Below are 18011 nucleotides of genomic sequence, written 5' to 3'. Positions count from 1 at the left end.
TCCGGGGTCAGGGCGTCGTCGCCGGGTGGGCGACGCGGACGGTGGTGGTGTCGAGGTCGGAGGGCACGTCGACGCAGCGGTCGATGCCGCGGTCGGCCAGCAGCGCGGTGTCCGACAGTCGGGAGCCCAGGACGACCTGGGGCCCGCGGCCGTCCGGTGCGGCTTCGGCCAGGGCGAGCCAGGCGGCGGCGAACCGGCCGCCAGGGGCGCAGTCGGCGCGGGTGCCGTGCCGGTCGGTGCCGTCGGACAGCACGTCGTCGAGGACGAGCGCGGTGGTCGGCGGTGCGGCACGGGCGTCGCGGGTGTGCTCGGCGCGGGCGAGGACGGCGAACGCCTCGCCGGCGGGCTTCAGGCGTCCGTCGTTCGTGAACAGCCCGAGGTCGTACTCGAGCTCCGGGAAGTCCGCGAGCGACCGGGCGACGTCGTGGGAGCACCACCACGTCACCCCGAGCACCTGCTGCGCGTCGAGGACGTGCCGGATGGTCTGCTCGGTGAACGCGGCGGCGTCGGCGGGGTCGACGACGTTGGTGGGGGCGCCGACCTCCTGCAGCCAGTTCGGTCGGGCGGCGTCGCGGTTCCAGGCCGCGGCGAGCTGGAGCAGGTACTCCCCGTGCCGCACCGACCCTGCTCCGAGGGCGCCGTGCAGGGCCGCCGAGCCGTTGAACACCCACGAGTGCGTGACCGTGGCGTCACCGTGGTCCGCCGCGTGCTCGGGGCCGAAGGGCTGGGCGTCGTCGTACCAGGCCGCGTCGTACTGCGCGACGGTGACCAGTGGCCCGGGACGCGACCCGGTGGCGGAAGCGACCGACGAGGCGGGGTCGAGCCGCGCCTCCAGGCCGACCGACACGGACGAAGCGGCCGACGCCGACGACCCGTCCGACAGCCCCGCCCGCGCCGCCGCGACCATCGCCGCCGCCCACGCGTGCCCCTGCTCCCCCGTGATCGTGTGCGGTGCGGGGTGCGGGGCGTGTGCGAACTGGTTGACCTCGTTGCCGATGGTGATGCCGAGCAGGTTGGGCTTGTCGGCGACGGCTCCGGCGAGCGCCCGGACGTACGCGGCGGTCGACGCGACCACGTCCGGGTCGGTGAACATGTTGCGGCGGTGCCAGCTGTCCAGCCAGGACGGCACGAAGTCGAAGCTCGACAGGTGCCCCTGCAGCGCGTCCACGTTGACGTCGAGTCCGAACGAGCCGGCGAGGTCGACGACCGTCGCGACGTCGTCGAGGGCCTGCTGCCGGATGAGCGTCCGGTTCGGCTGGACGACCGGCCAGAGCGGGAAGATCCGCACGTGGTCGGCGCCGATCGACGCGATCGCCTCGAGGTCCCTCGCGGTGTCCGACCGCGAGAAGTCGAGCCACGAGTGGAACCACCCGACCGAGGGCGTGTAGTTGACCCCGAACCGCATCAGCCCTTCACACCGCCCTCTTCGACGCCCTTGAAGAAGAAGCGCTGCAGGACGGCGAAGATCACGGCGATCGGGATGAAGGCGATCATGGTGCCGGCCGCGATCATCCGCTGGTCGGTGGCGAACGTGCCCTGCAGGTACTGCAACCCGACGGTCAGGGTGAGGTTCTCGGGCGACTGCAGCACGATGAGCGGCCAGAGGAAGTCGTCCCACGCGCCGATGAACGAGAAGATCGCGATGACCGCGATGGTCCCCTGCACGGCGGGCAGCGAGATGTAGCGCAGACGTTGCATCGCGTTCGCACCGTCCATCACCGCGGCCTGGTCGATCTCCTCGGGGATCTGCCGGAACGCGTTGAACATCAGCAGGACGTTGAGCGCCGCGATCATGCCGGGCAGGGCGACGCCGACCAGGTTGTCGGCGAGGCCGAGGTCCTTCACGGTGACGAACTGCGAGATGATCGTCGCCTCGCCGGGAAGCACGAGGGTGCCGAGGAACAGGCCGAGCACGAGCTTCCGGTGCCGCCACTGCAGACGGGCGAGGGCGAAGCCGGCCAGGGTCGCGAACACGATGTTGCCGAGCACGTCGATCGCGGCGACGAGCAGGGAGTTGCCGATGTACCGCCACACCGGGATCGCGGCGGCGACCTTCAGGTAGTTCTCGATGGTCGGTTCGGACGGGATGAACGACGGGTTCGCCGTGTAGATGTCCTCACCGGCGCCCTTGAGCGACGTGGACAGCTGCCAGAGGAACGGGCCGATCGTGATGAAGAGCACCACGATGAGCAGGACGTAGCGGACGACCTTCTCGCGGGTGGACATGACGCCCCAAACCGCGCGGCGCCGCTTGCGTCCGTCACGTCCGTTCTGCCTGGAGGCCCGTCCAGCGCCCGTCACGCCGGTCACGTCCGGCGTCGGGCTGGCTGCGCCCTGCGCGCCGCCGATGACGGGTTCGGTCGTGCTGGTCGTGTTCGTCACTTGTCCGCCTTGCTGTTCATCCGGGCGAGGGCGAGCATCGGCACGAGCGTCACGACGAAGAGCAGGAGGCTCAGGGCGGACGCGTAGCCGAGGTTGCCGGTGAAGCCGCGGGCGTACTGCTGGATGAGCATGACGAGCGAGTTGTCCTGCCCGCCGGGTCCGCCGGTGCCGTTGGTGAGGATGTAGAGCTCGCTGAACACCCGGAGCGCGGAGACGCACACCAGGATCCCGACGAGTGTCATGGTGCCGCGGACCCCGGGCATCGTGACCGACCAGAAGCGTCGGACGGCGCCGGCACCGTCGAGGGCGGCGGCCTCGTGCAGGTCCTTGCCGACGTTCCCGAGGGCGGCCAGGAAGATGATCATGTAGTAGCCGAGCCCCTTCCACACCGTCAGGCTGATGGCACTGAGGAGCAGCAGCCACCGGTCGGTCAGGAACGGGACGCTGCCCTGCACGACGCCGAGGGCCTGCGCCATCTCGTTGATGACACCGCGGTCGTCGAGGATCCACGTCCAGATGAGCCCGACGACCACCGCGGACGCGATGACCGGCGTGTAGAACGCGGTGCGGAAGAACGCGATCCCGGGCAGCTTCTGCTGCACGAGCACCGCGATGAGGAGCGGGAGGACCGTCAGCAGCGGCAGGCACACCGCCATGTAGATGACGCTGTTGAGCAGCGCCTCCCACACCTGCGGATCGGCGAGCAGGGTCTCGAAGTTCTGGACCCCGACCCACTGGCTGACGCCGCCGAGCGGGCTGGCGTTCGTGAACGACAACCGGACCGTGTTGATCGAGGGCCACAGGCTGAACGCGACGAGCCAGATCAGTGCCGGCAGGACGAGCAACCAGGGCGTGTACCAGCGGTTCGCACGCATGACGATCCTCCCTCTTCCTTCTCCGGGGCCGGATCAGCCGTTGGCCAGCAGGCTGTTCATCTTGGTCTGGGCGGTCTGCAGCGCCTTCTCGGGCGCCACCTGGCCCTTCATCGCGAGGGCGATCTGCTGGTCGAGGAAGTCCGTCATCGCGGAGTTCGCCTCGACCGGGTTGATGACCTTCGCCGTCTTCAGGGCCTCGTTCGCGAGGACCCGGGCCTCGCCGTTCACGGTGCCGTCGTCCTTCGAGAAGTACGGGTCGGACTGCGACGACGTGGTGGACGGGAAGATGTTGACCTTGTGGGCGAACGCCTCCTGGTTCTTCGCGTTCGTCATGAACTTCGCGAAGGCCTCGGCGGTGGCGAGGTGCTTCGACTTGCTCGAGACCGACAGGCCCTGCACGTAGAGCGGCGGGGTGTCGAGTGCGGGGCTGACGGTGACCTTGCCCTTGAGCGACGGGTTGTTCTTCTCGAAGTCGGCGAGCGAGGTGGCACCACCGGTGGTCCAGGCGACCTTGGCCTGCGTGAACAGGGTGGAGTTGCCGAGGTAGTCGCTGTTCAGCACGTTGGAGGGCATGTAGCCGTCCTGGTACGCGTCCTTGTAGCGGTCGATCAGGTCGGCGGCCTTGGACGAGTCGGCGAAGGTGAACTTCGTGCCGTCGGCGTTGAGCACCTTGACGCCGGCGAGCGTGAAGTCACCGAGGCCGGGCTTCCGGCTCATCAGGTAGTCGGTCGGGCAGTTGTCGTGCATGGTCTTCGCCTGCGTGAACAGCTCGTCGGTGGTCTTCGGCGGGTTCTTCGCGTCGAGGCCGCACTTGGCGAACATCGTCGAGTTCCAGTAGTTCACGTCGGTGTTGAGGTACCAGGGGTACCCGAACGTGCCGTCGACGCCCTTGTACTCGTACGAGTCCAACGCGCCGGCGACGTACGTGCTGTCGAGCTTCGAGTCGTCCTTCGCGACGTCCTGCAGGAACCCGCGCTTCGCGAGCGGCAGGGCGATGTCCGGCGGCAGGTTGATCACGTCGGGCAGGCTGTTCGACGAGGCCTGGCTGAGCACCTTGTCGGCGTACCCGTCGCCGGGCTGGTCCTGCAGCTTGACCTTCGCGTCCGGGTGGGCCTGCTCGAAGTCCTTGATGACCCCGTTGAGGTAGCCCGTGTAGGTCGGCGTGAGCGCCCAGGTCTGCAGGGTGATGGCGCCGCTGATCTCGCCGCCGCCGTTGTCGGCCGCGTTCCCGCCGCTCGAGCAGCCGGTCAGGACGAGCGCCGTGGCGGCGGCCGTCGCGAGCAGCGCGGTGGCGCGGCCCCTCGTCATGCGTGTGGTGGTCCTCATGGCGTCTGACTCCCTCGTCATAGCTGAACCGGTTCAGCAGCAGTCACCGAACCCGTGTGTGGCAGCCACTGTGAATGACTAAAGCGCTATAGTCAACCCCGTGGCCACCAAGCGTCGAACGACGATCGCCGACATCGCCGCGCGGGCCGGCGTGTCCATCAGTGCGGTGTCGTTCGCGTTGAACGACCGCCCCGGCGTCTCCGACGAGACCCGTCGCCGCGTGCGCGAGATCGCCCGCGAGCTCGACTGGCAGCCGCACACCGCGGCCCGGGCACTCGGCGGCGCGAAGGCCGGTTCCATCGGCTTCGTGCTGAACCGCCCGGCCCGGACCCTGGGCACGGAGTCGTTCTTCGGCGACCTGATCTCCGGCATCCAGCTCGGGCTCGCCGGCACCCACGTCGGCATGAACCTGCTCGTCGCGCGCGATGCCGAGGAAGAACTCGAGACCTACCGGGACTGGTGGCGCGGACACCGTGTCGACGGCGTGATCGTGATCGACCCTCGTCGCGACGACGCCCGGCTCGCCCTGCTCGCCGACCTCGGCCTGCCCACCGTCGTCGTCGGCTCGCACCCCTCCCCCGACGGCGCCGCCCCCACGGTCTGGATCGACGACTCGGACGCCACCGACACCGTTCTGCGGTACCTGCACGCCCTCGGGCACCGACGCATCGCGCACGTCGCCGGCCGGCCCGAGTTCGAGCACACCGCCATGCGCATGGACCGGCTCCGGGCGTTCGCTGCCGACGAGGGGCTCGACGACACGGTCTCGGTGCCGACGGACTACTCGGCCGAGGCCGGCGCGAGCGCCACCCGCACCCTGCTGTCCCGGAGCGTCCGACCGACCGCGATCGTCTACGACAACGACGTGCTCGCCGTCGCCGGGCTGGGCGTGGCGAGCGAGATGGGCGTCGCGGTGCCCGGCGACGTCTCGATCGTGTCCTTCGACGACTCGGCGATGATCCGGCTCGTCCGCCCGGCGATCACCTCGCTCACCCGCGACACCGTCGAGCTCGGACAGCGTGCAGCGACCCTGCTGCGCGCGCAGATCGACGCCAGCGCCCCGCTCCCCTCACGCCCGGGCCCCTCGCTCACCCTGAGCGTCCGCGAGTCCACCGGCCGCGCCCCCGCCTGACCCGCTCCGGACGTCGGCGCCGACGACCCGCTCCCGCTCCCGCCGCTGATTCCGCCCGCTCCCGCTCCCGCCGCTGATTCCGCGCGCTCCCGCTCCCGCCGCTGATTCCGCGCGCTCCCGCTCCCGCCGCTGATTCCGCGCGCTCAGGCGCCCGCCGTGCTCGCCGGTCCGGCTCCCGCTGCCGCCGCTCCCCCTCCCGCAGCGCGGCGCGGCTGCCTGCAACTGGCGCACGCACCGCACTGCACTGCACCGACGCGGGACGACGTGGTCTTCTCCGCGCCGTGACGGTTCTGGTTCACGAAACCCGAGGATCGTGAACCAGAACCGTCATCGATGCGGATCGGAACCTCCTTCCCCGCGGTCGACGGTCACCGGCGGTTCGTCGGGGGTCGGACCCGCTCGAGGGCTCGCCGCATGGACGACGTCGTGCTGAAGCCGAAGCGGGTCGCGACGTCGGACGGGCGGTCTCCACGGGTGAGTGCGCTCCGGACGGCGAGACTGCGGTACCAGCGGCCGAGCTGCGCGGGCGAGCATCCCGTCGCTGCGGCGCACCGGCGCTCGAGGGTGCGCTCCGACATTCGGACACCGACGAGGAGGGCCTGCGGAGACGACGGACCGGCCGGATCGAACAGGCGGTCGAGGACCCGCGCGAGACCTTTGTCGCCGAGCATCGGGGGCGGGTTGTCGCGGAGCACCGTCGTGACGACGAGCCGGGCGAGGGCCTGCTGCTGCGCGCCGTGCCACCTCCCGCCGTCGAGGTGCCCGACGTGGCGCAGCGCGAGGCCGACGTCCGGCGAGGGCGCACCGGGTGGGCCGGTGCTCGCGATGGGCGGGAGTGCGAGGACCTCGTCGGCGAGCGGGCCGAGCGTTGCGGCACCGACGAGGACACCGGTGAGCGCGAAGAGTGCCTCGTGCGGGAACGCGTACGTCTCCGCGATTCGGGGCGGGCCGGAGCGTCCCGGGCCCGTGCTGATCGAGATCGCCGTGTGCCCTTCGACGAGTGCGGCGGTGCCGGCGTCGACGATCGCGATGTCGTCGCCGCGGCGGAGCCACACGGGGCGGGACCGCGTCGCCACCCAGACGTGGGTGCCCGTCGTTTCGACGTCGAGCGTCCACGTCTCGTCGTCGGACAGGACCTCGGTGCCCGGCCCGACCTGGAGCCCGACGGCGTCGATCAGTGCTCGGAGCGCGTCACCCATCCGACGAGCGTGGTCCACCGGCAGGACGCGCGGGCGTGGATCGGGCGGCCTGTGGAAGAGGGGGGATAACCCCACCCGGGGTGGGGAGAGGGCAGGATGGGGGAACGGCTCCGCGATCACGAAGCTGGATGCATGACCGACACCGACCGCCTCGACCAGGCGCGAACCGTCCCGCTGGACGACGTCACGCCTTCGCCCGACCAGGCTCAGACCGTCCCACTGGGCGACTCCGTGCCCCCTGGAGTCACCAAGCCGATGCCCCAGTACCCGCGCCAGCACCACCAGGACGCCCAGGACGCCCGGCAGTCGCCGCCGGCTTCGTGGAGCGCCACCCCGCGCGTCGGGTCCGGTCCGGTCGGGTCGGCGCCGGTCGGTGGTTCCGGTCGTGGTTCCGGCATGACCGCCGGACAGTTCTACCGCGACGCCTGGAAGCGCCTGCCGCGGGACTTCGGGTACATGGCGCTGACCGCCGTGCTGCTCTGCACGCTGTACTTCGCGTTCCCGACGGCGATCTTCGGTGGCGGGTTCCGGGACCTGTTCAACCCCTTCGTCCTGCTCATGTTCTTCATCGCGCTGTTCGTGGCGCGGTGGCTCGGACAGTTCGAGAAGCTCCGCATGAGCTGGGCCGACCCGAGGCCGATCCGCCCGGTGGACTGGACTCCCAGGTGGCAGCAGAACTGGTGGACCCGCACGGGGTCGGCCGTCGCCAACCCGCACTACTGGCTCTACCTGCTGCACGCCGCGGTCGTGTACCCGCTCGTCGCGCTCTTCACCGTGGGTGCCGGAGCCCTGCTGTTCGCCGGCTTCCTCTGGCCCGTCGGGCTCGCGGTGGTGGCGTTCGCCAACGGCCTGAGCGCGCAGTACTTCGGCTGGGACACGACGGCCGTCGTCGGGTTCGGTGCCCTCGGGCTGCTGTCGATGGCCGCCTCGGTCGTGCTCTTCCCGCTCTGGGCCCGCGGGTCCGTCCTGGCGCACTACTGGGTCGACTTCGGCCTGCTGGGCGGCTTCCGGGCCGAGCAGCTCGAGCAGCGCGTCGCCGGCCTGCAGGCCTCCCGCGCCGGTGCCGTCACCGCCGAGGGCCAGGCACTGCGCCAGATCGAGCGCGACCTGCACGACGGCCCGCAGCAGCGGCTGGTGCGACTCCGCATGGACCTGTCCGCCGCCGAGCGCGCCTTCGAGAAGGACCCCGAGAAGGCCAAGCAGCTCATCGGTGAGGCGTCCGAGCACGCCCAGGACGCCCTCGACGAACTGCGCGCCCTGTCACGCGGCTTCGCCCCGCCGATCCTGCTCGACCGCGGACTCGTCGCGGCGCTCGAGGCACTGGTCGCCCGCACCCCGATCCCGGTGGGCCTGGACGTCCGGCTGCCCGAGGGCCTGGAGCTCGCCACGGAGATCCAGCGCAACGTGTACTTCACGGTGAGCGAGCTGCTGACGAACACCATGAAGCACGCCGGCGCCACCACCGCCGGGGTGTACCTCGGGCTGGTCGTCGACGCCTCGGGCCTCTGGTACCTGACCGTCAGCGTCACCGACGACGGCCGGGGCGGTGCCCGACCGCAGCAGGGCCACGGGATCGAGGGCCTGATCGGCCGCATGCGGGCCCTCGACGGCGACCTGGTCGTCTCGAGCCCCGAGGGCGGCCCGACCGAGGCCACCGCCCGGATCCCCCTCGGTGCCCTGAACGGCGTCCCGACGGCGGCGAACCAGCGGCCGTGACCCCACGGGGGCGTCCGCGCTCCCACTAGGCTGGTCGGCATGACAGACGGCCCGGATGCAGCACGCATCCGGGCCGTCGTCGTCGACGACGCCGTCCTGCTGCGCGAGGGCCTGGCCCGCGTGCTCGACGAGGCCGGCATCGACGTCATCGGGCAGTACTCCGACGCCCGGGCCTTCCTGGCGACGCTGCCCGAGGGTGCACCCGACGTCGTGGTGATGGACGTGCGGATGCCGCCGACCTTCACCGACGAGGGTGTCCGCGCCGCCGTCGAGACCCGCCGGATCGCTCCACGGACGGGTGTGCTCCTGCTCTCCCAGTACGTCGAGGCCACCTACGCCGAGGACGTCCTCGCGGCCGGCGCGACCGGCATCGGCTACCTGCTCAAGGACCGCGTCACCCGGCTCGAGGAGATCGACGACGCCGTCCGCCGCATCGCCGCCGGGGGCACCGTGCTCGACCCCGAGGTCGTCACGCAGCTGATGAGCCGCCGCCGCGACCCGCTCGCAGCCCTGACCCCGCGCGAGCGTGACGTGCTCGGGCTGATGGCCGAGGGCCGCACGAACGCCGCGATCGCCCGCGCCCTGGTGATCGGCACCGGAGCCGTCGAGAAGCACGTGTCGAGCATCTTCGGCAAGCTCGCCCTCGAGGACACCGGAGAGGACCACCGCCGCGTCCTCGCCGTCCTCGCCTACCTCGGATGAGCCGAGCCCGAGGATGAGCCGAGCCCGAGGATGAACCGGGTCCCCGCACCCCTGCTGGCCCTCACCGCGATGGTGTCCGTCCAGCTCGGCGCCGCGATCGCGAAGACCCACTTCGACGACGTCGGCGCGGTCGGGGCCGCCACGCTCCGGCTCGTCATCGGTGCCGTCGTGCTCGCCCTGGTGGTCCGTCCCCGCGTCCGGCACTGGACGCGGGCGCAGTGGCTCGGTGCGGTCGGCCTCGGCCTGGCGCTCGGCGGCATGAACGTCTTCATCTACCTATCGTTCGCGAGCATCCCGATCGGTGTCGCCGTGACGATCGAGTTCCTCGGGCCGCTCGCCCTGTCGCTCGTGCACACCCGGCGCTGGCGCGATGCCCTGTGGGCCGTGCTGGCGCTCGCGGGGGTCGTGCTGCTCGGCGTCGGCCCGACCGCGGTGACCGAGGTGGGCGGGGTCGTCTGGGCGGTCCTCGCCGCCGCGTGCTGGGCGGGCTACATCGTGATGAACCGGCACGTCGGCGCCGCGATCCCCGGCGTCGACGGGCTCGTCGTGTCGATGGTGGTCGCGATGCTCGTGTCGTTGCCGTTCGGGCTCCGGTCCGCGGTGGACGGCGTCCTGCGCGAACCGACGCTCCTGCTCGTCTTCGGCGCCGTCGCCGTGCTGTCCAGCGTGCTGCCGTACGCCCTCGAGATGCTCGCGCTCCGCCGGATGCCGACACGCGTGTTCGGCGTGCTGCAGAGCCTCGGCCCGGCGATCGCTGCCCTGGCCGGCCTCGTCGTGCTGGCCGAGGGGCTCTCGGTGCTCGAGACGGTCGCCCTGGCGTGCGTCACCGCCGCGAGCGTCGGCGTGACGCTCTCGGCCCGTCGCCGACGCGGCGGAAGCACGGGGTGAACGAAGAGGAGGCCGTCTACTCGTCGCGCAGGAAGTCTGCGTACGTGGGTTCCGACTGCTCACCCGACAGGAGGGCCGGATCGTTGATCCGGCGCTCGACGTAGGCGCTGATGACCTCTGGCGGGGTGAGCACGTGGGCGACCCAGGACGGCACCGCTGTGTTCTTCATGGTGCCTCCTTCTGCGGAACAGCCCTCGGACCGAATGCCTCGATCAGTGAGTTACTTGCTGAACCGGTGTTCGCTAAACCATCCTCGGGGTGGCGGCGGAAGTCAACGCAGTGCGTCCTGCGGACTCCGGTTCACGCGGTCCCGGTCGGCCCGGAGCGTGCGGTGCTTCACCGCCGAGCGCCACACCCACGCCTCGGCCTGCTGCCCGAACTGCGCCCACTCCACCAGTACGGCGTCGCGGGTCCAGCTCTTCGCGAAGGCCTTCACCCGGACGTGGAAGGTCGGGAACTGGATCCAGGCCCAGACCGGCTTCGGGGTGACCGCGTGACAGACGTCATCGCCTCGGGCGTCCTCGGACAGCGAGTACGCGCGCGGACGCTCGACCTCCGGGTGTTCCGGGGGCTGCCACCGGTTCTCGCGACGCCGTCCCACGACGGTATTCGAACGTGTGTTCGAACGACAGTCAAGTCGACCGCGCCGTCTGGACGACGACCTGGCGTCGGACGGGCGTGTCGTCGGCGAGCGGCGAGCCGGGGCGGATGGGAACGCGTTCCCACCTCGTTGACGGTTCTGGTTCACGATCCCCGGGCGGCGCGAACCGGAACCGTCATCGCGCGGACACGAACGTCCGTCCCTCGCCGGGCAGAGCAGCGGGAGTCGACGCACACTCCGGCTCCGGCTCAGCCCGCGCGGGCCGCCAGACGCTCGGAGCGTCGGCGTGCCTGCTCCCCGGGGTCCGGCACCGGGGCTGCCTGGATGAGCCGTCGCGTGTACGGGTCCCGGGGCGAGCGCAGGATGGCGTCGCGCGTCCCCTGTTCGGCGACCCGGCCCCCGTGCAGGACGACGACCCGGTCGCACAGGGTGTCGACGACGGCCAGGTCGTGCGTGACGAACAGGCACGCGAACCCGAGGCGCTCCTGCAGCTCGCGGAACACGTCGAGCACACGGGCCTGCACCGACACGTCGAGCGCGCTGGTCGGCTCGTCGGCGATCAGGAGCGCGGGGTCGAGCGCCACCGCGCGGGCGATCGCGACGCGTTGCCGTTGGCCGCCGGAGAGTTCGTGCGGGTAGCGCTCGGCGTACCCGCCGTCGAGACCGACGTCGGCGAGGAGCCGTTCGACACGCTCCTCGACCTGCACCGCCGGCAGCCGGAGGATCTGGCGGAGCGGCTCGGCGACGGTCTGCCCGACGGTGTACCGGGGGTTGAGCGACCGGAGCGGGTTCTGGAACACCACGCCGACGTGCTGGCGCATCTGCCGGCGGGCGGCTCGTCGTGCGCCGGCGACGTCGGTGCCGTCGACGACCACCGAGCCCGAGGTGATCGGCGCGAGGCCCACCGCGGCCCGGCCGATGGTGGTCTTGCCACTGCCGGACTCCCCCACCAGGCCGACGATCTCGCCACGGCCGACGGTGAACGACACGTCGTCGACGGCACGGAAGCGCCCGCGCAGGGCGCCGCCGTACTCGACCACGAGGTGCCGGACGTCCAGGACGGCGGCCGGGGGCTCCGTGGCGGAGCCGAGCCGGGCCTCCAGGCCGGACCCGGTGCCCATGCGCGGGACCGCAGCGAGGAGTTCGCGCGTGTAGTCGGCGGACGGTGCGGCGAAGACCGCCTCGGCGGTTCCGGTCTCGACGACGCGGCCTCGGCGCATCACGACCACGCGGTCGGCGAGGTCCGCGACGACGCCCATGTCGTGGGTGATGAGCAGGATCGCGGTGCCGGTGCGCTCGCGCAGCGCGCGGAGGACGTCGAGCACCTCGGCCTGCACGGTGACGTCGAGGGCGGTCGTCGGCTCGTCCGCGATGAGCAGGTCCGGGTCGGCGGCGAGCGCCATCGCGATCATCACGCGCTGGGCCTGCCCGCCGGAGAGTTCGTGCGGGTACTGGCCCAGGCGGCGTTCGGGTTCGGGGACCTCCACGGCGCGGAGCAGCTCGAGCGAGCGCTCCCGGACGGCGGCGCGGTCGTGCTGGCCGTCGGTGCGTCGGACGGCCTCGGCGAGCTGGAACCCGATGGTGAACACCGGGTTCAGCGCCGCGGACGGGTCCTGGAAGATCATCGACACGCTGCGGCCCCGGACCGACCGGAGGGTGCGCTCGTCGGTGCCGATGACCTCGAGGTCGCCGAGCCGGATGCTCCCCGAGGCGCCCGCACCGTCGGGGGCGATGCCCATCGCGGTCATCGCGGTCATGCTCTTGCCGGAGCCGGACTCCCCCACGACCGCGACGACCTCGCCCCGGGCCACGGTGAACGAGGCGTCGTCGACGGCGCGGACCACCTCGCCGTCCACGTCGAAGGTGACGGTGAGGTGCTCGACGGTCAGGACGTCGGTGGTGCCGCTCATGGGGTCTCCGGGGGGTCGGTGTCGTCGCGGGCGGCCTTGAAGGCCTCCCACTCCTCGAGCATCTTGCGGTGGTAGCCCTGCAGCCACTGCATGTAGTCGCGGCCGTTGAGCAGACGCTCGCGGACCTCGGCGTCCACGTCGCCCGTGCCGGTGCGGCCGGCACCCTCGACGACGGCGAGCCCGCGGCCGATGATGTCGCGCTGCCGGTCGAGGTACTTCCGTTCGCTGGCGAGCCAGGAGCCCCAGACGTCGGCCTCGGCCCGGAAGTAGTGACTGCGCTCGCCGGGGACGATGTGGCGCTTCACGAACCCGGAGTCGACGAGCCGTCGGGTGGCCATCGACACCGACCCCGAGCTGGCACCGAGCGCTGCCTGCAGGTCGGACGACGACGAGTGCGGTGCGCGGGTCATCATCAGGTAGCCGAGCACCCGGGCGTCGGTGAGGGGCATGCCCGCGCCGTCGTTGAGCATCAGGGCGAACTCCTCGACGAACGCCTGGCGCTCCGGTCCGAGCAGCCGGTCGTCGTCGGCGTCGGTGCCGGCGCCGTCGGTGCCGTCGGCGCCCCTGTCGTCCGTCACGAGGCCAGCCCGGCGGCCACCTCGGGTCGCTCGTCCGGGATCGACCACGGCTCCTGCGACATGCCACCGCCGCCACGGATCGCCCGCACGGTGCCGTCCTCGTCGCGGGTGTAGGTGATGTCCTCGTCGACCGAGCCGAAGCGGTTGCCGTGGGTCATCCGCAGCGTGTCGGCGTCGACGACCTCGAGTCGGGTGGGGGTGTCCATCGGCTCGGCGCCGGACGGGTCGACCTCGACGAGCCGGTCACCGATCCGGGCGACGTCGGTGACGCCCCACGGGTTGGCGAAGCGTCCGGTGAACGTGGCGGTGTCGACGTCGTCGGGTACCGGGGTCCCCGGGGCGTCGGCGTCGGCCGCGGCGTCGAGCATGGCGATGACCGCGGTGGCGATGAGCGTGGCGGGTCCGGCGGCGGCACTCGTGAGCACGGACACGACGAGCCCGGACGCCGGGTCGAACATCGACTGGGTGATGTGGCCGGGGAACCCACCCGAGTGGCCGCGGATCTCGCGTCCGTCGATCCGGTCGACGATGAACCCGGCACCGTAGCCGCGGGCCGCGGGGTCGTCGGTGGCGCTCCAGGCCTTCCGCTGCGCGAGGCGCTTGGAGTGGTCGTCGAGCAGGGTGCCCTGCCCGATCACGTGCTGCGAGAAGTAGCGGACCAGATCGGACGCGGTGCCGTGGAACCCGGTGGCGGCGGCCATCGCGCGGGTGTCGACGTGGTCGATGCGCTGCCGGTGCCGGGCGGTGTGGAAGCCGGTGTACCCGACCACGAAGTCGTCGGCGCGTGCGGGGTCCCAGTCGGGGCCGGTGTTCCGCAGGCCCAGGGGTTCGGTGATCGACTCGCGCACGAAGTCGTTGTACGACTGCCCGGACACCGCGGCGATGACCAGGCCGAGCAGGGAGTAGCCGAGGTTCGAGTAGTTGAACGACGAGCCGGTCGGCACCTTCTGGCCCCGGTCGAGCACGAGCGCCAGGAGTTCCTGCTCGTCGGGGAACGGGCGGAGCAGGGACCAGTAGTCGCCGTCGTGTCCGTCGCGGATGACGCCGGCGCCCATCTCCATGAGCTCGCGCAGGGTGGCGTCGGCGAGCGGCGAGCCGCCGTCGACCAGGGCCGGGACGTACGTGCCGACGGTGTCGTCGAGCCGGAGCGACCCGCGCTCGGCGAGCTGCAGCAGGGCCGTCGCGGTGAAGGTCTTCGAGTGCGAGGCGATGCGGAACAGGTCGGAGGTGGTCAGGCGGCGCCCGGCCTCGACGTCGGCGTAGCCCCAGGCCTCGTCGAACAGGACCTCGCCGCCGAAGCCGACGGCGACCTGCACGCCGGGCACCCGCAACTGCCACACCTTGTACGACACCCACTCGCGGATGTAGGGCAGGGTCTTCCGGTACGCGGAGAGGGTGTCGGTCACGGTGGTCCTTTCGAAGGGCGGTGGTTCGAGTCTGGCGCGTCGGTCGCGACGGTGCCCGCCGCGACGCACGTCAGCGCCGACGCGGGTCGAGTGCGGCGCGCAGCGTGTCGCCGAGCGCGATGACGGCGAGCACGGTCACGGCGAGGAACGCCGCCGGCGCGATGAGCATGTGCGGGGCCCGGAGGAACTGCGACGTCGCCGCGGACAGCTGCAGCCCCCACGAGATCGCCGGACGCTCCAGCCCGATGCCGAGGTAGGTCAGCGACGACTCGGACACGATGACCCCACCGACGGTGATGGTGGCGAGCACGAGCAGCGGCGAGATCGACGACGGCAACACGTACCGGGTGGTGATCCGCCACGTCGACAACCCCATCGTCCGGGCGGCGAGCACGAACTCGGCGCCCCGGACGCTGCGGACGCTCGACCGCACGAGCCGGGCCATCGTCGGCCACCCGAACAGGGCGAGCACGAGCGACACGGTGAGCACCGACCGCTCCCCCACGCTGTTCAGCACGACGACGGCGCCGAGCAGGAACGGGAACCCGAGGAACACGTCGGTGAGCCGGGCGAGGACGGCGTCCACCCATCCGCCGACCATGCCCGCGACGGTCCCGACGACGACCGCGACCATGCCGGCGAGCAGGGTCGTGAGCACCGCGACGGCGATCGACGACCGGGTGCCCCAGATGACGTTCGCGTACACGTCGCAGCCCTGCAGGTCGAAGCCGAACGGGTGCCCGGCGGTCGCTGACGCCCCGCTCCGGCCGAGGTCGCACACCCGGGGGTCGCCGTGGCCGAACAGCCCGGCGAACAGCTGCGGGAACGCCGCGATGAGCAGGACCACCACGAGCACCGACGCGGGCACCCAGAACCCCGGCGTCCGTGCGGCGGCGAGCAGTGGCCGACGCCGGACCCCGACGACGGGGTCGACGGTGGCGCCGAGGGCTTCGGTGGTCATCGGGAGGCTCCTGTCCGGACGCGCGGGTCGAGGGCGGCGTGCAGCAGGTCGACGAGCACGCTCGTGACGAGGAACACCAGGATGAGGGCGGTCGAGATGCCGACGACGACGGCACCCTCGTGCGAGCGGATGCCCTGGAACAGCAGGTTCCCGACGCCCGGCAGGTTGAAGATGCCCTCGATGATGACGGTGCCGCCCATCAGGTACCCGAGGTCGGTCGCCAGGTAGGTGGCGGTCGGGATGAGCGAGTTCCGCAGCACGTGCACGCCGACGATCCGGCCCGGCGCGAGCCCCTTGGCGCGGGCCGTCCGGACGTAGTCGGCGTCGAGCGTCTCGATCATCGACGTCCGGGTGAGCCGGGACACCGCGGCCAGGCCGAACAGGGCGATCACGAACGCCGGCAGGACGTACGCGGTCGGCCACCCGGCGGTGACGCCCGCCACCGGGAACCAGTGCAGCCGCACCGAGAACACCAGCTGCAGGGCCACGCCGAGCACGAACACGGGGACCGCGCCGACGACGATGGTGCCGACGAGCACGGTCTTGTCGAGCACGGTGCCGCGCCTGAGCGCCGAGACCACGCCGAGCCCGATGCCGAGGACGATCTCGAGCGCCCACGCGCTCAGCGCCAGCGTGATCGTCACCGGCCACCGTGAGGCCATCTGCTCGCCGACGGACTGCCCGTTGAAGTCGGTGCCGAAGTCACCCCGGAACAGGCCGCCCAGGTACTGCACGTACTGCAGCCACAGCGGCTGGTCCAGGTGGTACTCCGCCCGCAGCGCCCGCACGACCGAGTCGGTGAGGGGGCGCTCACCGCCGAGCGCCTTGATGGGGTCGCCGGGCAGCGCGAACGTCATCGCGTAGATGAGGAAGGTCACCCCGAGGAACACGATGACCAGGCCGCCGAGTCGGCGACCGACGGCGAGCGTCGGACGCATCACGCGCCTCCCGACACGGCCGCCGACACCGGACGGGAGGCGCGGGTCGGGTCCGCCACGTGCGCCGCGCAGGCGAGGATCGCCCCGTACTGCACGCCCACGAGCTTCCCCACCGGGATCGGCTGCGCACCCGTCGACGCGTCCGCCTGCCAGCGCGCGTAGCGCTCCGCCAGGCGGTCGCGGAGCCGCCGGAGCGGCGCGGACGCCGTGCCGGCGGTCGTCTCCGCCTCGACGGCGCGCAGGAGCATGCCGCCGTAGCGCAGGCGGAAGCAGCGGACGAGGTCCTCGCAGCCGAAGCGCTCCGCGACGGTGGCCGTCCGGTCGGCCGGTTCCCGTTCGGCACGGCGGCGGTCGGTGTCCGCCATCCCGACGAGCATCGGCACGAACGCCCGGGAGGCCTCGACGAACGGGGACGGGATCGTGAGCATCGGCGATGCCTCGTCGAGGAACGCCTGCAGCTCCGCACCCGAGGCGCCCAGCTCGTCCGCGCACCGGCGCAGCAGGTCGGCGTACGGCTCGCCGGTCGGGGTCTGGTCGTCGGCGTCGGGGTGGCTCCAGTACGGCAGCTCGGCCACCATGCAGAGGGCGCCGTGCCGCATCGCCCACGCCGCGCTCGATCCGCCGTGGATGTGCTCGCCGGGGTCGACGCCGAGTTCCTCGAGGTAGGCGTACGCCGTCTCGATGCCGTCCATCGCGAACACGGCCGGGGCGAGCTCCCGCAGGTACGGGGACTCCGGCTCCCCGGTGTCGAGCGGCAGCCCGAGTGCGGCCGGCACCGCGTGCAGGGTCTCGACGACGTCGGGCAGGTCCTCGGACAGGTAGTAGTAGACCCCGCCCATCTCACCGTTGTGCAGGCTCACGAGCAGGTCCGGCTCGGTGTCGTCGATGAGCCGCATGAACGCGAGCGTCTCGGGCAGCACCTGGTCGAAGTACACCGACTTGTAGCTGTTCGGGAACGTCCACTCGACCTGGCTGTCCGGAGCGGGCCGGTAGAAGTGCCGCGAGTAGAACACGCGGTCGTGCGGGTCGTGGAACCACGCCTCGTTGAGCCGCATGCCGTCCGGGTCGATCGTCGGGACGATGTGCCAGGTGACGTCGAGCGCCTGCACCCGCTCGTCACCGAGGGCCGTCTCGGCGAGGTGCAGTGCCGTCCACGAACCGATCGGCTCGTTCGGGTGCACCCCGCCGACCACGACGGCCGCGTGCGACCCGGTGCCGATGCGGTAGCTGTGCAGGGGTTCGCCGAGGCGGCTCGTGCCGATCCGGGTGACCGTGACCCGGTCGGGGTGCGCCGCGGCGAGCGCGGCGAACCGGGCGTGCAGGTCGTCGACGAGCGGGAAGCCGTCGCGGTCGGGGACGTCGCGGACCAGGTCGAGGACGGTGTGCTGCTCCATGCC

The 18011-nt window shown here is 71.8% G+C and carries 17 protein-coding genes; 4 read left to right on the top strand and 13 right to left on the bottom strand.

Annotation, left to right across the window (positions count from 1 at the left end; genetic code table 11):
- Positions 1-7: 7 nt before the first annotated feature.
- From DEJ29_RS05475 to DEJ29_RS05460, 4 genes are read right to left on the bottom strand one after another with little or no spacing between them, the layout of a single operon-like run.
- Entirely contained in the window at positions 8-1405 is a 1398-nt protein-coding gene (locus DEJ29_RS05475) for a glycoside hydrolase 5 family protein (RefSeq protein ID WP_111095448.1), read from the bottom strand.
- On the bottom strand, positions 1405-2382 hold the full coding sequence (locus DEJ29_RS05470) for a carbohydrate ABC transporter permease (protein ID WP_220037351.1): 978 nt from the start codon (positions 2380-2382) through the stop codon (positions 1405-1407). Before DEJ29_RS05470 ends, DEJ29_RS05475 begins: the two co-directional genes overlap by 1 nt.
- Entirely contained in the window at positions 2379-3257 is an 879-nt protein-coding gene (locus DEJ29_RS05465; RefSeq protein ID WP_027464687.1) for a carbohydrate ABC transporter permease, read from the bottom strand. The genes DEJ29_RS05470 and DEJ29_RS05465 overlap by 4 nt, the downstream gene beginning before the upstream one ends.
- Positions 3258-3290: 33 nt before the next feature.
- Complete coding sequence (locus DEJ29_RS05460; protein ID WP_111095449.1) at positions 3291-4565, bottom strand: ABC transporter substrate-binding protein; 1275 nt, start codon at positions 4563-4565, stop codon at positions 3291-3293.
- A gap of 118 nt (positions 4566-4683) precedes the next feature.
- Between DEJ29_RS05460 and DEJ29_RS05455 the strand changes: the two genes are divergently transcribed.
- On the top strand, positions 4684-5715 hold the full coding sequence (locus DEJ29_RS05455) for a LacI family DNA-binding transcriptional regulator (RefSeq protein WP_110864883.1): 1032 nt from the start codon (positions 4684-4686) through the stop codon (positions 5713-5715).
- 368 nt (positions 5716-6083) lie between these two features.
- Here the strand turns inward: DEJ29_RS05455 and DEJ29_RS05450 are convergent, their stop codons facing one another.
- The gene (locus tag DEJ29_RS05450; RefSeq protein WP_111095450.1) at positions 6084-6914 is read right to left on the bottom strand and encodes a helix-turn-helix domain-containing protein; all 831 of its coding nucleotides are present in this window, start codon (positions 6912-6914) and stop codon (positions 6084-6086) included.
- A gap of 132 nt (positions 6915-7046) precedes the next feature.
- Between DEJ29_RS05450 and DEJ29_RS05445 the strand changes: the two genes are divergently transcribed.
- The 3 genes from DEJ29_RS05445 to DEJ29_RS05435 are packed head-to-tail and all read left to right on the top strand — an operon-like array spanning position 7047 to position 10220.
- Positions 7047-8630 (top strand): sensor histidine kinase, encoded by a 1584-nt coding sequence (locus DEJ29_RS05445; RefSeq protein ID WP_111095451.1) that lies wholly within the window; start codon positions 7047-7049, stop codon positions 8628-8630.
- A 39-nt stretch (positions 8631-8669) separates the two neighbouring features.
- The gene (locus DEJ29_RS05440) at positions 8670-9332 is read left to right on the top strand and encodes a response regulator transcription factor (protein WP_027464682.1); all 663 of its coding nucleotides are present in this window, start codon (positions 8670-8672) and stop codon (positions 9330-9332) included.
- Between the two features lie 30 nt (positions 9333-9362).
- Positions 9363-10220: an EamA family transporter gene (locus tag DEJ29_RS05435; RefSeq protein ID WP_111095452.1), complete on the top strand. Its 858-nt coding sequence runs from the start codon at positions 9363-9365 to the stop codon at positions 10218-10220.
- Between the two features lie 16 nt (positions 10221-10236).
- Here the strand turns inward: DEJ29_RS05435 and DEJ29_RS05430 are convergent, their stop codons facing one another.
- From DEJ29_RS05430 to DEJ29_RS05395, 8 genes are all read right to left on the bottom strand, one after another.
- Entirely contained in the window at positions 10237-10389 is a 153-nt protein-coding gene (locus DEJ29_RS05430; RefSeq protein ID WP_181420993.1) for a hypothetical protein, read from the bottom strand.
- A gap of 102 nt (positions 10390-10491) precedes the next feature.
- Complete coding sequence (locus DEJ29_RS05425; RefSeq protein ID WP_111095453.1) at positions 10492-10821, bottom strand: hypothetical protein; 330 nt, start codon at positions 10819-10821, stop codon at positions 10492-10494.
- A 248-nt stretch (positions 10822-11069) separates the two neighbouring features.
- A complete protein-coding gene (locus DEJ29_RS05420; protein WP_111095454.1) occupies positions 11070-12731 on the bottom strand; it encodes a dipeptide ABC transporter ATP-binding protein in 1662 nt (553 codons plus the stop codon).
- On the bottom strand, positions 12728-13309 hold the full coding sequence (locus DEJ29_RS05415) for a GbsR/MarR family transcriptional regulator (RefSeq protein WP_110864889.1): 582 nt from the start codon (positions 13307-13309) through the stop codon (positions 12728-12730). The genes DEJ29_RS05420 and DEJ29_RS05415 overlap by 4 nt, the downstream gene beginning before the upstream one ends.
- The gene (locus DEJ29_RS05410) at positions 13306-14715 is read right to left on the bottom strand and encodes a serine hydrolase (RefSeq protein WP_258375984.1); all 1410 of its coding nucleotides are present in this window, start codon (positions 14713-14715) and stop codon (positions 13306-13308) included. The genes DEJ29_RS05415 and DEJ29_RS05410 overlap by 4 nt, the downstream gene beginning before the upstream one ends.
- 70 nt (positions 14716-14785) lie before the next feature.
- A complete protein-coding gene (locus tag DEJ29_RS05405) occupies positions 14786-15676 on the bottom strand; it encodes an ABC transporter permease (RefSeq protein ID WP_110864890.1) in 891 nt (296 codons plus the stop codon).
- Positions 15673-16614, bottom strand: coding sequence for an ABC transporter permease (locus DEJ29_RS05400; RefSeq protein ID WP_027464675.1), 942 nt, complete (start codon positions 16612-16614; stop codon positions 15673-15675). Before DEJ29_RS05400 ends, DEJ29_RS05405 begins: the two co-directional genes overlap by 4 nt.
- Positions 16614-18008, bottom strand: a complete 1395-nt coding sequence (locus DEJ29_RS05395) for a M14 family zinc carboxypeptidase (protein ID WP_111095455.1) — start codon at positions 18006-18008, stop codon at positions 16614-16616. Before DEJ29_RS05395 ends, DEJ29_RS05400 begins: the two co-directional genes overlap by 1 nt.
- Positions 18009-18011 lie beyond the last annotated feature (3 nt).

This window comes from Curtobacterium sp. MCPF17_021 (genome assembly GCF_003234605.2).
In the GTDB taxonomy this organism is placed as follows: Bacteria; Actinomycetota; Actinomycetes; order Actinomycetales; family Microbacteriaceae; genus Curtobacterium; species Curtobacterium flaccumfaciens.
Note: the sequence above shows the minus strand (reverse complement) of the source record. Positions and strands in the feature narration are given on the sequence as shown.

Coding starts and splice junctions, on each gene's coding strand:
- DEJ29_RS05475 (WP_111095448.1), bottom strand. CDS start 1,405: ATGCGGTTCGGGGTCAACTACACGCCCTCGGTCGGGTGGTTCCACTCG.
- DEJ29_RS05465 (WP_027464687.1), bottom strand. CDS start 3,257: ATGCGTGCGAACCGCTGGTACACGCCCTGGTTGCTCGTCCTGCCGGCA.
- DEJ29_RS05460 (WP_111095449.1), bottom strand. CDS start 4,565: ATGACGAGGGGCCGCGCCACCGCGCTGCTCGCGACGGCCGCCGCCACG.
- DEJ29_RS05450 (WP_111095450.1), bottom strand. CDS start 6,914: ATGGGTGACGCGCTCCGAGCACTGATCGACGCCGTCGGGCTCCAGGTC.
- DEJ29_RS05445 (WP_111095451.1), top strand. CDS start 7,047: ATGACCGACACCGACCGCCTCGACCAGGCGCGAACCGTCCCGCTGGAC.
- DEJ29_RS05440 (WP_027464682.1), top strand. CDS start 8,670: ATGACAGACGGCCCGGATGCAGCACGCATCCGGGCCGTCGTCGTCGAC.
- DEJ29_RS05435 (WP_111095452.1), top strand. CDS start 9,363: ATGAACCGGGTCCCCGCACCCCTGCTGGCCCTCACCGCGATGGTGTCC.
- DEJ29_RS05430 (WP_181420993.1), bottom strand. CDS start 10,389: ATGAAGAACACAGCGGTGCCGTCCTGGGTCGCCCACGTGCTCACCCCG.
- DEJ29_RS05420 (WP_111095454.1), bottom strand. CDS start 12,731: ATGAGCGGCACCACCGACGTCCTGACCGTCGAGCACCTCACCGTCACC.
- DEJ29_RS05405 (WP_110864890.1), bottom strand. CDS start 15,676: ATGACCACCGAAGCCCTCGGCGCCACCGTCGACCCCGTCGTCGGGGTC.
- DEJ29_RS05400 (WP_027464675.1), bottom strand. CDS start 16,614: ATGCGTCCGACGCTCGCCGTCGGTCGCCGACTCGGCGGCCTGGTCATC.
- DEJ29_RS05395 (WP_111095455.1), bottom strand. CDS start 18,008: ATGGAGCAGCACACCGTCCTCGACCTGGTCCGCGACGTCCCCGACCGC.